The 18,162-nt window shown below is 72.3% G+C and carries 16 protein-coding genes; 8 read left to right on the top strand and 8 right to left on the bottom strand.

The window, feature by feature from the left end:
- Together dnaK and Q9S36_RS44895 are read right to left on the bottom strand one after the other, a co-directional pair.
- Positions 1–1,744, bottom strand: a 1,744-nt coding sequence (dnaK, locus tag Q9S36_RS44900; protein WP_311291246.1) for a molecular chaperone DnaK, incomplete at its 3' end; no start/stop codon positions are given.
- A gap of 220 nt (positions 1,745–1,964) precedes the next feature.
- Complete coding sequence (locus Q9S36_RS44895) at positions 1,965–2,750, bottom strand: GNAT family N-acetyltransferase (protein ID WP_311291245.1); 786 nt, start codon at positions 2,748–2,750, stop codon at positions 1,965–1,967.
- 185 nt (positions 2,751–2,935) lie between these two features.
- Between Q9S36_RS44895 and Q9S36_RS44890 the strand changes: the two genes are divergently transcribed.
- The 3 genes from Q9S36_RS44890 (at position 2,936) to Q9S36_RS44880 (ending at position 7,392) form a co-directional block, all read left to right on the top strand.
- Positions 2,936–3,646 (top strand): SGNH/GDSL hydrolase family protein, encoded by a 711-nt coding sequence (locus tag Q9S36_RS44890; RefSeq protein ID WP_311291244.1) that lies wholly within the window; start codon positions 2,936–2,938, stop codon positions 3,644–3,646.
- Positions 3,647–3,849: 203 nt separating this feature from the next.
- Positions 3,850–5,865 carry a M4 family metallopeptidase gene (locus Q9S36_RS44885; RefSeq protein ID WP_311291243.1) on the top strand — a complete coding sequence of 672 codons (2,016 nt, stop codon included), beginning with the start codon at positions 3,850–3,852 and terminating at the stop codon, positions 5,863–5,865.
- A 90-nt stretch (positions 5,866–5,955) separates the two neighbouring features.
- Positions 5,956–7,392, top strand: a complete 1,437-nt coding sequence (locus tag Q9S36_RS44880) for a M28 family peptidase (protein ID WP_311291242.1) — start codon at positions 5,956–5,958, stop codon at positions 7,390–7,392.
- A gap of 16 nt (positions 7,393–7,408) precedes the next feature.
- Here Q9S36_RS44880 and Q9S36_RS44875 read toward each other — a convergent pair whose 3' ends face one another.
- On the bottom strand, positions 7,409–9,340 hold the full coding sequence (locus tag Q9S36_RS44875; protein ID WP_311291241.1) for a M3 family metallopeptidase: 1,932 nt from the start codon (positions 9,338–9,340) through the stop codon (positions 7,409–7,411).
- Positions 9,341–9,404: 64 nt separating this feature from the next.
- On the opposite strand from Q9S36_RS44875, the gene Q9S36_RS44870 reads away from it, so the two are divergent.
- Both Q9S36_RS44870 and Q9S36_RS44865 read left to right on the top strand, forming a co-directional pair.
- Complete coding sequence (locus Q9S36_RS44870) at positions 9,405–10,247, top strand: aldo/keto reductase (protein ID WP_311291240.1); 843 nt, start codon at positions 9,405–9,407, stop codon at positions 10,245–10,247.
- Positions 10,248–10,306: 59 nt separating this feature from the next.
- Positions 10,307–11,530, top strand: coding sequence for an MFS transporter (locus Q9S36_RS44865; protein ID WP_311291239.1), 1,224 nt, complete (start codon positions 10,307–10,309; stop codon positions 11,528–11,530).
- Here Q9S36_RS44865 and Q9S36_RS44860 read toward each other — a convergent pair.
- A complete protein-coding gene (locus Q9S36_RS44860; protein ID WP_311291238.1) occupies positions 11,517–12,047 on the bottom strand; it encodes a hypothetical protein in 531 nt (176 codons plus the stop codon). The two genes, Q9S36_RS44865 and Q9S36_RS44860, sit on opposite strands and share 14 nt — an antisense overlap.
- Positions 12,048–12,220: 173 nt before the next feature.
- On the opposite strand from Q9S36_RS44860, the gene Q9S36_RS44855 reads away from it, so the two are divergent.
- From Q9S36_RS44855 to Q9S36_RS44845, 3 genes are all read left to right on the top strand, one after another.
- The gene (locus tag Q9S36_RS44855) at positions 12,221–13,024 is read left to right on the top strand and encodes a hypothetical protein (RefSeq protein ID WP_311291237.1); all 804 of its coding nucleotides are present in this window, start codon (positions 12,221–12,223) and stop codon (positions 13,022–13,024) included.
- A 119-nt stretch (positions 13,025–13,143) separates the two neighbouring features.
- Complete coding sequence (locus tag Q9S36_RS44850) at positions 13,144–13,443, top strand: hypothetical protein (protein WP_311291236.1); 300 nt, start codon at positions 13,144–13,146, stop codon at positions 13,441–13,443.
- Entirely contained in the window at positions 13,440–14,441 is a 1,002-nt protein-coding gene (locus Q9S36_RS44845; protein ID WP_311291235.1) for a hypothetical protein, read from the top strand. Before Q9S36_RS44850 ends, Q9S36_RS44845 begins: the two co-directional genes overlap by 4 nt.
- A 36-nt stretch (positions 14,442–14,477) precedes the next feature.
- Here Q9S36_RS44845 and Q9S36_RS44840 read toward each other — a convergent pair whose 3' ends face one another.
- The 4 genes from Q9S36_RS44840 to Q9S36_RS44825 all read right to left on the bottom strand — a co-directional run bounded on the left by Q9S36_RS44840 (position 14,478) and on the right by Q9S36_RS44825 (position 18,094).
- Positions 14,478–15,770: an MFS transporter gene (locus Q9S36_RS44840; protein ID WP_311291234.1), complete on the bottom strand. Its 1,293-nt coding sequence runs from the start codon at positions 15,768–15,770 to the stop codon at positions 14,478–14,480.
- 46 nt (positions 15,771–15,816) lie between these two features.
- Complete coding sequence (locus tag Q9S36_RS44835) at positions 15,817–16,725, bottom strand: sucrase ferredoxin (RefSeq protein WP_311291233.1); 909 nt, start codon at positions 16,723–16,725, stop codon at positions 15,817–15,819.
- Positions 16,722–17,669 (bottom strand): JmjC domain-containing protein, encoded by a 948-nt coding sequence (locus tag Q9S36_RS44830; RefSeq protein WP_311291232.1) that lies wholly within the window; start codon positions 17,667–17,669, stop codon positions 16,722–16,724. The genes Q9S36_RS44835 and Q9S36_RS44830 overlap by 4 nt, the downstream gene beginning before the upstream one ends.
- Positions 17,670–17,836: 167 nt before the next feature.
- Complete coding sequence (locus tag Q9S36_RS44825) at positions 17,837–18,094, bottom strand: hypothetical protein (protein ID WP_311291231.1); 258 nt, start codon at positions 18,092–18,094, stop codon at positions 17,837–17,839.
- Positions 18,095–18,162 lie beyond the last annotated feature (68 nt).

The raw sequence follows: 18,162 nt of genomic DNA, 5'->3' as shown, positions 1-18,162 counted from the left end.
CCTCGGCGGCGGCGTACATCGCGGCACCCATCTTCTGGCTGGACTCACCGAGTTTGGTCACCGCCGCGGTGATCTCCTCCGAGGAGGCGTCGTCCTTGGCGAGGGTCTCCTTGAGCGCGTCGACGTCGGCCTGGACCTCGGTCTTCACGTCGTCGGGGAGCTTGTCGGCGTTGTCGGTGAGGAACTTCTCGGTCGTGTAGACGAGCTGGTCGCCCTGGTTGCGGGCCTCGACAGCCTCGCGACGCTTGGCGTCCTCCTCGGCGTACTGCTCCGCCTCCTTGACCATGCGGTCGATCTCGTCCTTGCTGAGCGCCGAGCCACCGGAGATGGTCATCGACTGCTCGCGGCCGGAGGCCTGGTCCTTGGCCGAGACGTGCACGATGCCGTTGGCGTCGATGTCGAAGGTGACCTCGATCTTCGGCACGCCGCGCGGCGCCGGCGGGAGGCCGGTCAGCTCGAAGTTGCCGAGGGGCTGGTTCTGGCTCCACATCTGGCGCTCGCCCTGGGCGACCTTGATCTCGACCGACGGCTGGTTGTCGTCGGCGGTGGTGAAGATCTCGGACCGCTTGGTCGGGATCGTGGTGTTGCGCTCGATCAGCGTGGTCATCACGCCGCCCTTGGTCTCGATGCCGAGGGACAGCGGGGTGACGTCGAGGAGCAGCACGTCCTTGACCTCGCCCTTGAGGACACCGGCCTGCAGGGCGGCGCCGACGGCGACGACCTCGTCCGGGTTCACGCCCTTGTTGGGCTGCTTGCCGCCGAGGAGCTCGGTGACCAGGTCGGTGACCGCGGGCATGCGGGTCGAGCCGCCGACGAGCACCACGTGGTCGATGTCGTTGACCGCGACGCCACCGTCCTTGAGCACCGACTGGAACGGCGCCTTGGTGCGGTCGAGCAGGTCGGAGGTCATCTTCTGGAACTCGCTGCGGGTCAGCTTCTCCTCGAAGTGGAGCGGGCCGCCCTCGCCGTGGGTGATGTAGGGGAGGTGGATCGTGGTCTCGGAGCTCGAGGACAGCTCGATCTTCGCCTTCTCCGCGGCCTCCTGGAGGCGCTGCTTGGCGATCTTGTCGGCGCCGAGGTCGACACCGTTGTTGTCCTTGAACTTCTTGACCATCCACTCCACGACGCGGTTGTCCCAGTCGTCGCCACCGAGGTGGTTGTCACCCGAGGTCGCCTTGACCTCGACGACGCCCTCGCCGATCTCCAGCAGGGACACGTCGAAGGTGCCGCCACCGAGGTCGAAGACGAGGATGGTCTGGTCCTCGCCCTTGTCGAGGCCGTAGGCGAGGGCGGCCGCGGTGGGCTCGTTGACGATGCGGCTGACGTTGAGGCCCGCGATCTCGCCGGCCTCCTTGGTGGCCTGGCGCTGCGCGTCGGAGAAGTACGCCGGAACGGTGATGACCGCGTCGGTCACCGTCTCGCCGAGGTAGGCCTCCGCGTCGCGCTTGAGCTTCTGCAGCACGAACGCGCTGATCTGCTGGGGGGTGAAGGACTTGTCGTCGATGTCGACCTTCCAGTCCTCGCCCATGTGGCGCTTGACGGACCGGATGGTGCGGTCGACGTTGGTGACCGCCTGTCGCTTGGCGACCTCGCCGACGAGGACCTCGCCGGACTTGGTGAAGGCCACGACGGACGGGGTGGTCCGCGCGCCTTCGGCGTTGGCGATGACGGTGGGCTCGCCACCCTCGAGGACGGCGACGACGGAGTTCGTCGTACCGAGGTCGATGCCGACGGCTCGTGCCATGTGTGTCTACCTCCTGCTGCGCCCCGGTGGGTCCGGGGTCGATGTCTGGGGCGCGGGCGGCTGTCGTCGCCCGCCGATGCCGCCATCCTGACGTGTCACGCCCGGGGAGGCAAAACAGTTGAGTCGATCGGACTCAACTTGCATCACTGGCTACAACGCATGGCCGCGGTGGATGTTCCCGATCCAGCCGACAATTTTTCGGTCCGGGCGACAGGTGCGGTCAGCGGGTCCAGACGTACGGCGTCGTGGTGGTCACGGCGCGCAGGCCGGAGCGCTCGAGGATCGGGCGGGACATGTCGGTGCAGTCGGAGTGGAGGTAGCGCACGCCGCGGGCGACGGCCGCGCGGGCGCGGGCGGCGACGAGCGCGCGGTAGATGCCGCGCCCGCGGAACTCCGGGAGCGTCGAGCCGCCCCAGATGCCGGCGAACTCCGTGCCGGGCACGACGGTGAGGCGGCCGCCGCAGACGACCTGGCCGTCGACCTCGGCGATCCAGGACTCGGAGTCGCCCCGGGCCAGCTCGGCCAGCGCGCTGTCGACCGAGGGCCCGCGACCGCCGCCGAAGACCGACTCCTGGGCGGCGAGCATCCGGGTCACGTCGTCGCGCAGGTCGCCGCCCTCGCCCACCCGGCGTACGACGACGCCCTCCGGCAGCGGCACGTCGACGGCCAGCAGCGAGGCCTCCCCGATCATCACCGTCTCCTGCGGCTCGGCCTCGAGGCCGTGCGCGAGCAGCCGCCCGGGGAGGTCGGCGGGCAGGTCGTGGCCGCGCGACTTCCACTCGAACGAGTCGACCGTGGTGTCGTCGCGGAAGTGCGCGACGGTCTCCTCGATCAGCGTGTCCAGCGCGTCGCCCTCGATCCCCGCGAGGTCGCGGTAGGTGACGAAGCCGCCGTGGTCGAAGACCGCCCACATCAGCGGGCCGTGGAGCACGAGGTCCTCGGCGGTGCCCACCTCCCCCTCCCGCCGGAGCTGGTCGTCGTAGGCCTGCCGCAGCTCGTCCGTCATGCGCGCAGCGTAGGAGCGCGGAGGCGGCACCGCCTCCCGATTTCCGGCCGCGGCCAGACCCCCACCGCCGGTTGAGGTGCGAGGAGCGCCAGCGACGAGCCTCGAAACCTGCGATCACGGAAATCAGGGCAAATCTCAGGGTTGTTCCCCTGCGCTCTTCGGGCTCGAGGCCGCACACTTTCCTCGTGGTCCTCGGGGGGAACGTGCGCCGGGTCGTCGGCGCCTCAGTCATCGCGGTGCTGCTCGCTGCCCTGACGGCGTTCTACGTCGCCGACCGCGCGGGCGCGGGTCCGGCCCGCTGCCAGCAGCACCGGGAGGACTCCCGGGAGCGTGCCGCCGTCGTCACCGGCGAGGGCGCCCGCACGCTGGTCATCGGCGACTCGTGGTCGGTGGGCCTCGGCCAGGACGACCTGGCCCGGTCGTGGGCCGCGCGGCTCCCCGGCGAGGTGCACGTCGCCGGGTTCTCCGGCTCGGGCTTCAGCGCCCACGCGAGCACGTGCGGCCGGGTGTCCTTCCACGACCGCGCGCCGACGGCGCTCGGCGTACGGCCCGCGCTGGTGGTCGTCGAGGGCGGCCTCAACGACCACGACCAGCCGGCCGCCGCCGTCGACCGCGGCTTCCGCGCCCTGATGGCCGACCTCGCCGCGCAACGGGTGGTCGTGGTCGGTCCGGCCACCGCCCCGGCCCGCGCCGCCGGCGTGCCGCGCGTCGACGGGTTGCTGGCGCGGCTGAGCGAGGAGTACGGCGTGCCGTACGTCCAGACCAGCGACCTCGAGCTCGACTACCTCGAGGACCGGCTGCACCTCACCGAGGGCGGCCACGACGAGTTCGGCGAGGCCGTCGCCGAACGGATCGCCGCGGTCTCGCCCCGGCGCCCCGTCGTACTCACTCGCTGAGACCGTTCCCACACCACGGAATCCCGCGCGTCGCCGATTATCGGACGTGGCCGTTCGCAGTGTGCAGGTTCTCGCGTTGCACGAACCTGCAGTCGATGCCGCATTGACCGGCCCCTCGCCGATTGCGAGTTTGTGCAGTGGTCCGCATCACCCCAATCCACCCTCGGGCTCTCGGGTCCCGGACTCATGATTGGACACCCCACGTGAAGACATCTCGACTGGCCGCCCTGGCCGGTATCGCAGCGACGGCCGTCGCTGCGTCGTTCCTGGCTCCGACCGCCACCCCGGCCGGCGCCGCACCCTCGGCGGGCAACCCCCGCCTCGAGGCCCAGCAGGCCGCCAGCGCCTGGGTGAAGGGCCACGGCAACGCGCTCGAGCGCGCGTCGCAGGACGCCTTCGTCCGCACCGGCACCTTCGCCGGCAGCTCCGACATCTACTCCATGGCCTACGAGCGGACCCACGAGGGCCTGCGCGTGGTCGGTGGCGACTTCGTCGTCCTGGCCAACGGGGAGGGCCAGGTCGTCGGCACGTCCGTCGCCCAGGAGGCGCCGGTCGACATCGCCGTCACCACCCCGAAGATCGACGCCACCGCAGCCGCCGAGGCGGCTCAGGCGCTGGTCGACCAGGGCTCGCAGGCCTCCGCGCCCGAGCTCGTCATCTGGCACCGCGACGCCGGCACGGAGCTCGCCTACGAGGTCGAGGTGCGCGGCACCGACAAGGGCGAGGTGTCCTGGAAGAAGGTCTGGGTCGACGCCGTCTCAGGCGACGTCCTGGAGTCCCGCGAGCAGATCGCCCACGGCACGGGCACGGCGGCGTACTCCGGCCCGAACCCGCTGTCCTTCGCCACGACCCAGTCGGGCAGCACCTACCTGATGCAGGACCCGTCGGCCTCCACGCTGCGCTGCCAGGACGCCGCCAACAACACCACCTTCTCGGGCTCCGACGACGTGTGGGGCAACGGCAACGGCACCAACCGCGAGACCGGCTGCGTCGACGGGCTCTACGCCGCGCAGCAGATGAAGGCGATGATGTCGTCGTGGCTCGGCCGCAACGGCATGGACGGCAACGGCGGTTGGGTGCCGATGCGCGTCGGCCTCAACGACCAGAACGCCTACTACGACGGCACGCAGACGCAGTTCGGCAAGAACACCGCCGGGCAGTGGATCACCTCGATCGACGTGGTCGCCCACGAGTTCGGCCACGGCGTGGACGACCGCACCCCCGGCGGCATCTCGGGCGGCGGCACGCAGGAGTTCATCGGCGACGCGCTGGCCACGGCGACGGAGTACTACGACAACCAGTCCTCGAGCTACGACGGTCCCGACCACACGATCGGCGAGGAGATCAACCTCGTCGGCCAGGGCCCGATCCGCGACGGCTCCAACCCGGCCAACGCCGGTGACCCGTCCTGCTACAGCTCGGCGATCCCCAGCTCGAGCGTGCACTCCGACGCCGGACCGGGCGACCACTGGTTCTACCTCCTCGGCCGCGGTGGCACCTCGCGCTGCGACGGCACCGTCGTCCCCGCGATCGGCGAGCAGGCCGCGATCAAGGTCCTCTACAACGCGATGCTGATGAAGACCTCGTCGTCGAACTACCCGAAGTACCGCACCTGGACGCTCACCGCGGCCAAGAACCTGGACAGCACCTGCGCCCAGTTCAACGCCGTCAAGACGGCGTGGGACGCGGTCAACGTGCCCGCCCAGAGCGCCGACCCGACGTGCGGTGGCACCACCACGCCGCCCACTACCCCGCCGACCGGGGGCAACATCCTCGGCAACCCGGGCTTCGAGTCCGGCGCGACCACCTGGACCGGCACCGCCGGCCCGATCACCAACAACACCGGTCGCCCGGCCCGCACCGGCTCGTGGAAGCTCTGGCTCGGTGGCAACGGCTCGTCGAGCACCGAGACGATCAACCAGTCGGTGACCGTCCCGGCGTCGGCCACGGCCGCCACGCTGTCGTACTGGATCCGCACGGACACCTCGGAGAGCGGCTCCACGGTCTACGACCGGATGCGGGTCCAGGTCGTCGACGGCTCCACCGCGACGACGCTGCGCACCTTCACCAACGTGGGCACGAACGCGACGTACACCCAGTACTCGCACAACCTCACCGCCTACAAGGGCAAGACGGTCACCATCCGCTTCACGATGACCGAGGACTCGTCGCTGCAGACCAGCTTCGTGGTCGACGACACCGCGTTGAACGTCTCCTGACGTCCTGCCGCTCCTGACGGGGCGGGGCAGCGCTGCTGCCCCGCCCCGTCTCCTGTCCCCAGCCCTCCTCCGACCTCTCGGGAGATCCCCATGCGTTCCCTTCGTACGACGGCGCTGTCCGCCGTCGCGGCCACGGCCGTCACCGCCTCGATGCTCGCCGGCACCGGCTCACCCGCCGTCGCGGCGCCGTCGCCGGACCTCAGCACCACCAACGTCACCGCGCACCTCCAGCAGCTGCAGAGCATCGCCACCGCCAACGGCGGCAACCGCGCCACCGGCCGGCCGGGCTACAAGGCCTCGCTGGACTGGGTGAAGGCGAAGCTCGACGCCGCCGGCTACACCACCCAGGTGCAGACGTTCTCGACCTCGTCGGGGACGTCGTACAACCTCGTCGCCGACTGGCCGGGCGGCGACCCCGAGCACGTGGTCATGACCGGCGCCCACCTCGACAGCGTGTCGTCCGGGCCCGGCATCAACGACAACGGCACGGGCTCCGCGGCGGTGCTCGAGGCGGCGCTCGCATGGGCGTCGAGCGGCAACACCTCGCGCAACCACCTGCGGTTCGCCTGGTGGGGCGCGGAGGAGCAGGGCCTCCTCGGCAGCAACCACTACATGCGCAACCTGCCGACGGCCGACAAGGACCGCATCGACCTCTACATGAACTACGACATGGTCGGCTCGCCCAACCCCGGCTACTTCGTCTACGACGACAACGCCGTCGGCAACTTCGCCCGGGACGCGATGACCGCCTACTACACGTCGAAGGGCATCCCCTGGGAGTACATCGACGTGCAGGGGCGCTCGGACCACGCGTCCTTCCGCACCTACGGGATCGCGACGACGGGCATGTACTCGGGCGGTGAGACGACGAAGACCACCGCGCAGGCCCAGAAGTGGGGCGGCACCGCGGGGCGCGCCTTCGACCCGTGCTACCACCGCTCGTGCGACACCATCTCCAACGTCGACACCACGGCGCTGGGCCGCAACCTCGACATGATCGGCCACATGGTGTGGCTCTACGCCGACAAGGACTTCGGCACCACGACCCCGCCCACCACCCCGCCGACGGGCAGCAACCTGCTGGCCAACCCCGGCTTCGAGTCCGGCGCCACCTCGTGGACCGGGACCTCGGGCCCGATCACGAGCAACAGCGGCCGCCCGGCGCGCACCGGCACGTGGAAGGCCTGGCTCGGCGGCAACGGCTCGACCTCGTCGGAGAACATCGCGCAGGCCGTGACCATCCCGGCGACGGCCACCGCGGCGTCGCTGTCGTACTGGATCCGGACCGACACGGCCGAGTCCGGCTCGACGGCGTACGACACGCTCCGGGTGCAGGTCGTCAGCGGCGGCACCGCGACGACGCTGAAGACCTTCAGCAACGTGGGCACCAACGCCACCTACACCCAGTTCAGCCACAGCCTGCTCGCCTACAAGGGCAAGACGGTCACGGTGCGGTTCCTGATGAACGAGGACTCCTCGCTCCAGACCAGCTTCGTCCTCGACGACACCGCGGTGACGACGAGCTGAGCGCCGGCGGTCGGCCCTACTCCGCGAGCCAGGCCTCCCAGGCGGCGAAGGAGTAGGGCCGGCCCAGGAAGTCGGCGACGAGGTCGGCGGCGTCCTTGCGCCCGCCCTGGGCGAGGACGCGGTCGCGGTAGCGGCCCGCGACGTCGGCGGCGAAGAGGTCGTCGCGGTCGAAGGCGGAGAACAGGTCCTTCGCGATGACCAGCGACCACATGTAGGTGTAGTAGCCCGACGAGTAGCCGTCGAGGTGGCCGAAGCTGCAGTGCATGTGGGCGCCCTCGAGCGGCGGGAACACCGAGTAGCGGCGCTGGAGCTCGTCGCCGTAGGCGGTGAGGTCGTCGTGCTGCTGCGCGTGGAACCAGTAGGACCGGGCGGCGTACGACATCTGCTGGGCGGCGTGCGTGCCCTTGCCGAAGTGGTCGGCCCGGCGCATCGCCGCGACCAGCTCGGCGGGAATGGTCTCGCCGTCGGCGTTGCGGGCGAAGGTCGCCAGCACGTCGGCGTCCCACGCCCATTCCTCGAGCATCTGGCTGGGCGCCTCGACGAAGTCCCACTCGGTGGCCACGCCGGAGAACCGCACCCAGTCGCCCTGCCCGCCGAGCACGTGGTGGACCAGGTGGCCGAACTCGTGGAACAGCGTGACGACCTCGCCGTGCTCCATCAGGCCGCGGCTGAAGTTGCAGACCAGCGCGCCCTCGGGGAGCTGCACGCCGGCGACGCCGCTCACCACGTCGAACTGGGCGGCGTGCTTGAACTTGCCCTCGCGCGGGTGCAGGTCGAGGTGGATCCGGCCGATCCGGCGTCCGTCCAGGCCGACGTCGTAGGTCGCGACGTCCTCGTGCCAGGTGCCGGCCTCGGCCTGGTCGACGGGCGTCCACTCGAGCCCGAAGAGCCGCCCGGTGACGTCGAGGAGCCCCTGCCGGACCTGCTCGAAGGGGAAGTAGGTGCGCACCACCTGGCCGTCGACGTCGTACTGCTCGCGGCGGACGAGCTCGGCGTAGTAGCGCGAGTCGTACGTCGCCACGGTGTCGGCGGCCGGGTCGTCGCGGCGCTTGCGCTCGAGGAGCACCGCGAGCTCCTGGCCTGCCCGCTCGGTGGCCGCATCGCTGATCCGGTCGATGAACCCGGCCACGGCCGCGCCGGTGCCGATCATCTTGACCTCGGTGTCGTAGTCGGGCCACGAGCCGTAGCCGAGGAGGTCGGCGGTCTCGCGGCGCACCGCGAGGATGTCCTGGAGGACCTGGTCGTTCACCGGCCAGGCGACGTTGTTGGCGGCCAGGCTGAGGTCGCGGCGCGCGTCGGCGTCGGAGCCGAACGTCATGAACGGCACCAGGTCGGGGTAGTCGGTGGTGAGGGTGACCTGCCCGTCGTCGTCGGCGGGGTGGGCTGCGCGGTAGTCCTCGGGCAGTCCGTCGAGGCGCTCGGGCGCGATGCGGATCGAGCGGACGTCGTCGCGGATGTTGCGGCCGAAGTCCTGCGACAGCCGCACCCCGCGCTCGCTGAGCTCGCGCAGCCGCTCGCGCGTCGCGTCGTCGCGGTCCACGCCGGCCCTGCGGAAGTCGCGCAGCGTGTGGTCGAGGACCCGGCGGGCGTCGTCGTCGAGGCCATCCGCGGTGAGCCCGTCGAAGACGGCGTACAGGTCCCGGTCGAGGCCGAGCTCGGTGACGTACCTCTGGACCTCCTGGCTCAGCTCGTCGGCCCGGTCGCGCACCGCGGCATCGGGGTGGACCTCGGCCCACATCGAGACCGCGCCGGCGTTGGTGAGGGCGGTCTCCGCGCGGTTCCACGCGTCGAGCACCTCGCGTGCGCCGCCCGAGCCGGCCTTCACCTCCTCGACGAGCCGCCGCGCCTCGGCGAGCCCGCCCTCGCAGCGGTCCCCCACCCACGTCAGCCAGTCGCCGTCGCCGGGGAGGTGGAGGGGTGCGAGCGTGCGGTCCGTGTCCTGGGTCACGCCCCCGAGCCTAGGACGCGGAGTCCAGCGGAATACCTCGCGGACCCGCGGGGTAGAGACCTGTATGACTGTTCCGACCCTCCAGCTCCACGACGGCACGTCCATCCCCCAGCTCGGCTTCGGCGTCTTCCAGGTCCCGCCGCCGGAGACCGCCGACGCGGTCCGCCAGGCCCTCGAGGTCGGCTACCGCCACATCGACACCGCGCAGATGTACGGCAACGAGGCCGGCGTGGGCGAGGCGATCCGGGACTCCGGCATCGCCCGCGACGACCTCTACGTCACGACCAAGCTCAACAACTCCTTCCACCGGCCCGACGACGCCCGCCGGGAGATCGACGCCTCGCTCGAGCGCCTCGGCCTCGAGCAGGTCGACCTGTTCCTCATCCACTGGCCGCTGCCCACGCAGTACGACGGCGACTTCGTCCAGACCTGGCGCGCGCTGATCGAGGCGCAGGAGGCGGGCAAGTCGCGCAGCATCGGCGTCTCCAACTTCCAGCCCGCGCACCTCGAGCGCATCATCGACGAGACCGGCGTGGTGCCGGTGGTGAACCAGGTCGAGGTGCACCCCTTCTTCACCAACGAGGCCGTCCGCGCGGCCGACCGGGAGCACGGCATCCTGACCGAGGCGTGGTCGCCGATCGCGCAGGGCGGGGTGCTCGACGACCCGACCATCGGCGAGGTCGCCTCCGCCGTCGGGCGTACGCCGGCCCAGGTCACGCTGCGCTGGCACCTCCAGCGCGGCGACATCGTCTTCCCGAAGTCGATGAGCGCCGAGCGGATGCGGGAGAACTTCGAGCTCTTCGACTTCGAGCTCACCACCGACCAGGTCGACGCGATCTCCGGTCTCGACCGGGGTGAGGACGGCCGCACCGGCCCCAACCCGGACACCTTCGACTGGATCCCCTGATCCCCGCCGCCGGCGGGCGGACGGGAGAGGGCGGGACCGTTGGCTGAGAGGATGACCGGGTGAGCTCGGGGGCGCAGGACTTCAGGTTCCGCGACATCTGGCTCGTGGCGTACGGCCCCTCGATCGTCTCCGCGATCGGGCACGGCGCGATCCTGCCGGTGATCGCGCTGCGGGCGCGCGACCTCGGGGCGGACGTCAGCACGGCGGCCGCGGTCGTCGCGCTCACCGGCGTCGGCATGCTGCTGTTCAGCCTCCCCGCGGGCGCCCTGGTCGCGCGGATCGGTGAGCGCCGGTCGCTGGTCGTGGCGGGGTTCGTCGACGCCGGCGCCATGGCACTGGCCGGCCTCACCGACTCCGTGCTCGGGCTCGCCGTCGGCGTGCTGCTGAGCGGGGTGTGCTGGACGCTGTTCCTCATCGCCCGCCAGGGCTTCATGATCGACGTCGTCCCCGAGACCCACCGGGCGCGGGCGATGTCCTTCCTCGGCGGGTCCTACCGCATCGGCGTGCTGGTCGGGCCGCTGCTCGGCGCCGGCCTCATCGAGGTCAGCGGTGTGGAGAGCGTGTTCTGGCTGGGCGCGGCCATGTCGGTCTGCGCTGCGCTGCTCGCCGGCACGATGCCGGACCTCGGGGAGGAGAAGCGGGCGGCCGCGCGCTCGACCGGCCACCTCCCGGTGTGGACGGTGATCTCCGCCCACCGCCGCGTGCTCGGCACGCTCGGCACGGCCGTCGTGGTCCTGGGCATGAGCCGGTCGCTGCGCATGAGCCTGCTGCCGCTGTGGGCCGACCACGTCGGCCTGTCCGCCTCGACCACGTCGCTGATCTTCGCCGCGGCCGCCGCCCTCGACGTGGCGTTCATGTGGCCCGGCGGCTGGCTGATGGACACGCGCGGACGGAGGGTCGTCGCCGTACCCGTCGTGCTGTCGATGGCGGTGGCGTGCCTGCTCCTGCCGCTCACCTCGTCCGCCCTCACCGTGGCGCTGGTGATGGCGCTCATCGCCGCCGGCAACGGGCTGGGGGCCGGGATCGTGATGACCCTCGGCGCGGACGCCGCGCCGGTGGACGGGCGGTCGCAGTTCCTCGGCGCGTGGCGGCTGTGCGGCGACATCGGCAACACCAGCGGTCCGCTGCTGGTCAGCGCCGTCGCCGCGGTCGCGCCGCTCGCGACCGCCTGCCTGGTGGTCGGCGTGCTGGGGCTCGCCGGTGCGGGCTGGGTCGGCCACTGGACCGGTCGCGTGGACCGCGCCCGGGCCGCGGCGCTCGCGCCGGAGGTCAGCCGACCGTGACGGTGACCTCGTTGGAGGTCGTCTGGGTGTCGGTGTCGATCACGCGGAACTTGTTGGGCCCGGGGCGGCTGGTCTGGACGTAGGTCGCGAAGGTCCCGCCGCTGACCGACATGGTCACCGGGAAGTCGGACCACGCGCCGTTCTCCATGCGCTGCACCTGCAGGATCGCGCCCTCGCCGGACTGGTAGGTGCCGGTCAGGTCGATCTGCTGCATCGGGCTCACCGACTGCTGCGTGGCCGACAGCGAGATCGCCTCGGCCGGCGCCTCCGACGTCGGCTCCCCCGAGCTGGGCTCGGACGTCTCGGCCGGCTCCGGGATCGAGCTCTCCGTGTCGGTGGGCCGCGGCAGGTTGAAGGTCGCCGAGGCCGTGCTGTCGTCGGACGCCTCGGTGTCCCCGCCGATGCCGGCGGCCTTGACGCCCACGAGGACGGCGAGACCGCCCAGCAGCCCGATGGCCACGGCGACGCCGACGAGGGCGAGCAACCCCGTCAGGACGGGACGGTTCTCGGTGTCCATGGAGACCTTTCGACCGGCGGGCACGGGCGCGGCCATTGTCCGTGATCGCTGGTTGCATGGCCAACCGGCGCCCGGCGCCCCCGCCGGGGTGGTCCAGTGGCAGAGGGTCGCCGGAGACCCCTTCGGACGACGGTTCGTCACTGGACCACCCGGGCGTCGGGAAGGATGGACCCATGCAGTCACCGTTGCGACACGGCAGGGCAGCCCTCGGTACGACGATCGCCGGGGGCGCGCTGGCCGCGCTGTCCCAGGCCCCCGAGCGCGCCTCGCGCCTCCTCCGGCACCGCTACCCGACCGTGGCCGTCACCGGCATGACCGGCGTCGGCAAGACCCGGCTGGCCGACCGGCTGTCGCGGCGCGCGAGCGCCCAGTCGGAGCAGGCGGGCCAGGACGTCGGCTCCGCAGTCATGGAACGGCGTACCCGCCGCGACGCGCGGATGCGGGGCTACCGCTTCCGCGTCGTGCCGGGCGAGAACGCCGCCACCCGGCTCGGGGCGCTCGACGAGGTCTTCCACGACGAGCCGGTCGACGGGGTGCTGCACGTGGTCGCCAACGGCTACGCGACCCCGCGGCGCACCGGCGGCACCAGCGGCACGGGCGCGGCGACCCGCGAGGAGCAGCTGACCGCCGAGCTCGAGGACTGGTCGATCACCGCGCACCGCATCGCCAGCATGGCGGTGCGCCGCGACCGCCCCACGTGGCTGATCGTCGCGGTGACGAAGGCCGACCTCTTCGCCGACGACGTCGAGGCGGCCGTCGACTACTACTCCCCCGGCAGCGGCTCGCCCTTCGGCGACAAGCTCGACGAGCTCCGCGCACTGGCCGGCGGCGCCAAGCTGTCGATCGACGTGCTGCCGGTGTGCGCGCAGGGCGGCGGGAAGAAGTCGTCCGACCCGACCCGACTGACGGACAAGGCCTGCGCCGACCTCCTCGCCCGGCTCGAGCTGCGGATGGCCCAGCTCAGCGGTCACGTCTGAGCCCTGCCGGCCCCCGTCGGCACGCCTGGAGCAGGGACGGTCCAGACCGGTCCCGCGTCCTGGTTCACAGTTTCACCACTTCGCGTTTCACCGGGCGTCCATCGGGGCAGAAGGTCGCCATGAGGCCGATCGCGATCAACCAGCGGGCGCTGCGGACCGCCAAGGAAGAGCTGGACTCCGCGCGTGAGGCGCTCAAGGACGCCCTGGGCGACATCGACCACCCGGCCGACGACTTCCCGTGGCGCGACCTGATGGTCGAGGGCGTGCGCAGCCTCGTCGAGGACGCCGAGCAGGTGGCGAAGAAGTGCCGCACCCTCGCCGGCGCCATCGACGACTCGATCATCGACTTCGACGAGCTCGACCTCATGGTCGGCGAGGCCGCCCGCGTGGCCACCAAGCTGGACCAGGTGACGCCATGACCCGGGTCGTCGCCGACAGGCTCGAGACCCAGCAGGACGGGCTGCAGTTCGGCGACCCGATCGGCTGCGGCTACCACTGGCTCGAGCCCGACAAGGTCGACTCCTACGGCGACTCGGTCCGACGGCTCGCCGCCAAGGTCGAGCTCGCCGTCGACGGGTTCGAGCGCACCGCGACGCTGTCCGAGGAGGTGTTCGCCGGCGAGGCCGCCGACACCCTTCGCGACCGCGCCGGCCGTCGCCACGAGGAGTCGGCGACGGTCCGCGACAACCTCCGCGGGCTGGGCCGGGCGATCAACGCCTACTCCGACGTGCTGCGCCGCCACCGCGAGGGACTCGAGCAGCTGCGCGCCTACGCCTCCAGCAAGGGGCTCGAGGTCCGCGACAACCGGATCTGGCCGCCGGTCGAGACGCTGCCGGGCGACGCCACCCAGAAGCAGGCCGACGCGTGGGAGGCCGACTGGAAGGCCTACCAGGAGTGCTTCGAGATCAAGATCGAGCTGCGCGACGCCCGCCGCGCCAGCACGCGCGACCTGGTGAGGGCGCTGGCGGAGTACGCCGGCGTCCACCCCGACAAGGACAAGGCGAAGCTCGTCGCGGCCAACGCCAACCAGGTGTCGTTCGGCGAGCTGCGCCGCGAGGCGGCCGAGGAGGCGATGGAGGCGGTCCAGGCCAACGACCGCGCCGAGGCCGCCCAGCGCACCGTCGAGCAGCTGAAGCGTCGCGAGCAGAACGCCCTCGACCAGCTCGAGACGATGGTCCTCGAGGAGCGCCCGCCGGAGGAGATCCAGGCGCAGGCCACCAAGGTGCAGACCCTGCACCGCGAGCTGGCCGAGGCGCGGGTCGAGGCCCACGACGCCGAGCAGGTCGCCGACCGCGAGCAGGCGCAGGCCAACCGCGCCGCCCGCAACCTCGAGGCCGCCGAGTCCGGCAAGCCGCGCCTCGTCGTCGAGCGCGCCGACTGGCAGCCCGCCCCCGACCTCCGGGACCGGCTCGGCTGATCGGGCGCTCGGCTGATCGGGTGCGTCTGATCCGGGTCAGACGGCGCCCGGGGCGGCGGCGCGGCGCTCGCGCTCGGCGACGGCGTACGGGTCGGTGCGGGAGTCGTAGGACCAGAAGTCGCGGAGGGCGGCGGCGGTGAGCAGGACCCCGCCGACGCAGGCCGCACCTCCGCTCACGATCGCGCCTCGAACCGACCACGCGTCGGCGACGAAGCCGGCGCGGGTCTCCCCGACCATCGGGCCGACCGAGTACGACAGCATCTCGATGCCGGCGAGGCGCCCGCGCATGGTGTCGGGGATGGTCTGGTTCCACACGGTCGAGCGGAAAACCGCGGACACCATGTCGGCCGCCCCGGAGAGCGCGAGGAACAGGCAGGCCAGCCAGAACGAGGGCATCAGGCCGGCGAGCGCGATGCAGGCGCCGTACAGGCTGGCGGCGATCACGATCGCGCGGCCGTGGTGGTGCACGCGACCGACCCACCCGCTCAGCGCGGTCGCGACCAGTGCGCCGACCGTCTCCGCCGAGTAGAGCAGGCCGAGCAGCTCGGGCCGGTCGAAGACCTCGTGCGCCAGCGCCGGGAACAGCACGACCGGGATCGCCAGCATCATCGCGGCGATGTCGACGACGTAGGTGCCGAGCAGGTCGCGGCGGCGCAGGGCGTAGGTCAGGCCCTCGTGGATGCCGCGCAGGCTCGGCGGCGTGGTCTCCCCGTCGTGCGGGTACGGGCGCATCGCGGCGTAGAGCAGGGAGGCGATCGCGTAGCCGGCCATCCCGGCGAGGAAGCACCAGCCGACGCCGACGTAGGCGACGAGGAGGCCGCCGCACAGGGGGCCGAGCAGCACGCCGAACTGCATCGCGAAGCTGCTGAGCGCGTTGGCCGCGGCGATCTGGTCGTGCCGGACCGTGCGCGGCTCGAGCGCCTCGCGCGAAGGGCGTTGCAGCGAGCTGGCCGCGGCGTAGAGGGCGGCGAGCACGAAGATCACCCACACCCGCGGGTGCGCCGAGAACGCGTTCCAGGCGAAGGCGGCCATCAGTGCCACCTGCACCGCGCCCGTGCCGACGAGGAGCCTCCGGCGGTCGACGTGGTCGGCCAGTGCGCCGCCGTAAAGGCCGAACACGATGAGCGGCCCGAGCTCGACCAGGCCGACGAGCCCGACGAGGAAGTTGGAGCCGGTGAGGTCATAGATCGCGAACGGCACCGCGACGTAGGCGACCATGCTGCCGAGGTAGAAGACGCTGCCCGCGGTGAACAGCAGTCGGAAGTCGCGCGACTCGCGCAGCGGGCTGACGTCCATCCGCAGCGCGCGGATCCGCTCGGTCCAGGTCACGAGCGGTCAGTCTCCCACCGGCCGCACGCCGACGCGCGCGAGTTTCTCAGGTCTCCCGCGCCTCTCGGACCTCGACGACCTCGTGGCGTGGGACCGGGTTGTCGCGCCGCGCCGAGCAGGTGAGCTGGTACGCCGTCTCTCCCGGCACGCGGCGTACGACGACCTCGCGGGCGCCGTGCCCGGCGACCTCGAAGCGGGCGGTGGTGAGGTCGCCCTCGACGCGGACCGAGCGGGCGAGCACGTCGTCGAAGCCGGTCAGCCCCAGGTCGCGGCGCAGGGCCGCGTCGGCCGCCTGGGCGCCCATCGGCAGGTCGGACCGGCCACGGAAGTGGTCGAGGAGCACCTCGCCGGCAGCGGTCGCGTCGGCCACAGCCGGGGCCGTCGCCGCGTCGAGGCCGCCGTAGTAGAGCCCGCGGGGCAGCACGACGACGTTGCCGGCGAAGCGGTCCCCGCCGACGTGGGAGGTCTCCCAGACGGCGTCCGCGTGGGGGCCGCCGGCGAGCGCGAGCGCGGCGGGCCGGCCCAGCTCGGCGCAGCACGCGTCGTGCCGTCCGTGGGTGCAGACCGCGAGCAGCGGCGCGTCGTGCGGCTCGAGCCCGAGCGACAGGCCGGCGCCGAGCGGGGCGAGGTCGAGGTCGCGCACGTCGTTGAGCTCGTCGAGCAGCGCGGTCTCGGTCCACGACTCCGGGCCGGCCGCACGGCAGGCGAAGAGGCGGATCCCGCCGTCGACCCCTCGCCGGCCGGGCCGCCGCACCAGCAGCACCCGGAACCGGTGCTGGCCGGCGGCCTCGCGCAGGTGCACGCCCAGGCCGTAGGGCAGGCGGGCGTCGCGCAGCACGTCGACACCCCAGGGGCCGGCGTGCTCCAGCAGCAGGTAGCTGCGCACCGTGGAGGCCGTCCCGGCGAGGTCGTCGCCGCGCTCGCGGCTGGCCGCGGCGCACCGGAAGTCCGTCACCGGACGACCTCGAGCAACCCTTCGCGCACCAGGCGCCGGCACAGCACCAGCGCGCTCTCCGGGTCGAGTGGAAGGTCACCGGGAGCCAGCTCGCGGTGCGCGGCGACGTGCTCGAGCGCGGGGCGCACCCGGGCCGGGACGCGCAGCACCCGGTCGCCGATGAGAACCCGGACCACGTCGCCGGCGTCGGCGAGGGCGCACGGGCGCCCGGCGCGGCGGCGCAGCCGGGTCGTGGCGTCGAGGTCCGCCAGCGACGCGCGGTCGAGCAGCGCCCCGGGCAGCCGGGGCGGGCGGCCGCCGAGGAACCGATCGGCCTGGTCGTCGGCCACGGCCGCCGGGTCGAGGCGGCGCACGGCGTCGGCGAGCGCGGCGAGGTGGTCGCCGAGGCCCTCGGCGAGCCGCGTCGGGGCGTCGAGGTAGCCGGCCGGCAGGTGCCGGTCGGGGACCTCGTCGAGGAGACGTCCCACCTCGCGCTGCAGCAGGCTGCGCCAGGTGAGCTGGTTGATCCCGATCGTCAGGTGGAGCGAGACCGCCTCCTGCGCGCGGGCGGCGTGCGGGGTGCCGGTGGGGAGGTAGGCCACGACGCCCGGCTCGAGCAGCAGCTCACCCGGACCGCCGTCGCCGTGGATCTCCCAGAACTTCGTGCCGTGGGTCTGCAGCACGAAGACGTCGTGGGAGTCGGAGTGGACCGCAAAGCCCTGGGCCCCGGGAGGGGTCAGGTAGGCGTTGGCCTGGCACGGGTGGCCGAGCTCGAGCTCGAGGTCGGCGACGAGGTCGCCGACGGGAGTCCAGTAGCGCTGCAGCCCCTGGAGCACGATCGTGGCGCCCCCGTCGTGCAGGCGCATCAGCTTGACCGGGTCGACGAGCCCGGTGAGCGGCTTGCCGGCGAGGCTGCCGCCACGGGTGAACGAGGACTCCGGCAGCACCGAGCCGTTGCGGGCCACCCGGACCGCCGGTGTGCGGATGGCGGTCTCGGTCAGCAGGTGGTCGGCGTCGGCGAGCGAGAGGACCTCGGCCCCGAGGGCCGCGTCGGTGCGGTGGACGTGGACGTGCGACGCCCAGACCTTGTCGAGGAAGGTCTGGGCGTCACCCGTGAGTCGGTCGAGTGCGCTCAGAGCGAGGACCCGTCGGTGCCGTCGGCGTCGGTGGAGTCGCCGTCGGTCGAGTCGGTCGAGTCGCCGTCCGTGCCGTCGGCGTCGGTGGAGTCGCCGTCCGTCGAGTCGCCGTCGGTGGCGTCGGTGGAGTCGCCGTCCGTGCCGTCGGCGTCGGTGCCGTCGGCGTCACCGGGTGCGGACGGCACGCCGGTGGGATCGGTGCCCTCCGTGCTCATCTCGTCGTCGCCCAGGGGGCTGTCAGGAGTCGTCGTCATGGATCCTCCTCGTCGTGCCGCGACGGACGGTCCGCCCCGGATACGTCATCGAGTCTGGTGCTCGCTGC

The sequence above is a fragment of the Microbacterium sp. ARD31 genome (assembly GCF_031844425.1).
This window is presented reverse-complemented; position numbering and strand designations above follow the sequence as displayed.

What these genes read in the sequence shown, in the direction of transcription:
- Q9S36_RS44895 (WP_311291245.1), bottom strand. Translation starts at nt 2,750, where the DNA reads ATGACGGACGAGCTGCGGCAGGCCTACGACGACCAGCTCCGGCGGGAG.
- Q9S36_RS44880 (WP_311291242.1), top strand. Translation starts at nt 5,956, where the DNA reads ATGCGTTCCCTTCGTACGACGGCGCTGTCCGCCGTCGCGGCCACGGCC.
- Q9S36_RS44870 (WP_311291240.1), top strand. Translation starts at nt 9,405, where the DNA reads ATGACTGTTCCGACCCTCCAGCTCCACGACGGCACGTCCATCCCCCAG.
- Q9S36_RS44860 (WP_311291238.1), bottom strand. Translation starts at nt 12,047, where the DNA reads ATGGACACCGAGAACCGTCCCGTCCTGACGGGGTTGCTCGCCCTCGTC.
- Q9S36_RS44855 (WP_311291237.1), top strand. Translation starts at nt 12,221, where the DNA reads ATGCAGTCACCGTTGCGACACGGCAGGGCAGCCCTCGGTACGACGATC.
- Q9S36_RS44850 (WP_311291236.1), top strand. Translation starts at nt 13,144, where the DNA reads ATGAGGCCGATCGCGATCAACCAGCGGGCGCTGCGGACCGCCAAGGAA.
- Q9S36_RS44845 (WP_311291235.1), top strand. Translation starts at nt 13,440, where the DNA reads ATGACCCGGGTCGTCGCCGACAGGCTCGAGACCCAGCAGGACGGGCTG.
- Q9S36_RS44825 (WP_311291231.1), bottom strand. Translation starts at nt 18,094, where the DNA reads ATGACGACGACTCCTGACAGCCCCCTGGGCGACGACGAGATGAGCACG.